This window comes from Paraburkholderia sp. BR10923 (assembly GCF_040948765.1).
Classification (GTDB): Bacteria; Pseudomonadota; Gammaproteobacteria; order Burkholderiales; family Burkholderiaceae; genus Paraburkholderia; species Paraburkholderia youngii.
In genome coordinates this window covers 1-763 of sequence record NZ_JBFPKO010000140.1, presented here as the reverse complement: position 1 = coordinate 763, position 763 = coordinate 1, and the positions used below count along the sequence as shown (strand labels likewise).

The following is a 763-nucleotide window of genomic DNA, read 5'->3' as shown; positions in this document are numbered from 1 at the left end:
TCGACAAAGGGACTGCCGATGAACCGCTCCGCGGTCAGCTCGGGCCGGTTCAGATAACCGCGCGCCACCCCCGCCCCGCCAACGTAGAGCTCCCCGACCGCGCCAAACGGAACCGGCGCACCGTGTCTGTCCAGAAGATAGACTACCGAATTTCGAATTGGTCGGCCCAGCGGCACTCGTTGCTGGTCATCGAAGCCAGCAGGCACCGGATAGCAGAGACTGAAGGTGGTGTTCTCTGTCGGGCCGTAGGCATTTGAGATCCGCAGTGTCGCATGTCGCTTCTGGCATGCTCTGACGGAAGTGACGGAGACCTCTTCGCCTCCGACCAGCAGTTGCTGCAGCCCATCAGTGCCGCGCCCCTCTGCGGTATAGGTATCGAACAACCGGGCAGTCATCCAGGCGATGGTGATGCCTTGATCTTGGATGATCTGGGCCAGCGTTACCGTCGAGAGGTAGCGTTCAGGATAGAGCACAACACTCGCACCGTTTGCTAAGGCTCCCCAGAGCTCAAACGTGGTCGCGTCGAATGTCGGCGAGGATGCGTTGAGAAAGACGTCCTGCGGCGAGATCTCGACGAAGTCGTTCCCCGCCACTAGACGCACCAGGCTCCGATGCTCAACCATGACGCCCTTGGGCGTGCCGGTGGATCCGGAGGTGTAGATCACATAGGCGAGATGGCGCGAGGTCAGGCCGAGCGCACGCGGGTCCGGATCGGAGACCGGCAGGTTCGCCCACTCCGGCGTCGCCGTCTCTAGATCGACCA

At 62.1% G+C, this 763-nt stretch carries 1 protein-coding gene; it reads right to left on the bottom strand.

Features of this window, described 5'->3' with window-relative positions; all coding sequences use genetic code 11:
• On the bottom strand, positions 1-763 hold a 763-nt coding region (locus AB3X94_RS41795), incomplete at both ends, for an AMP-binding protein (RefSeq protein ID WP_368614465.1).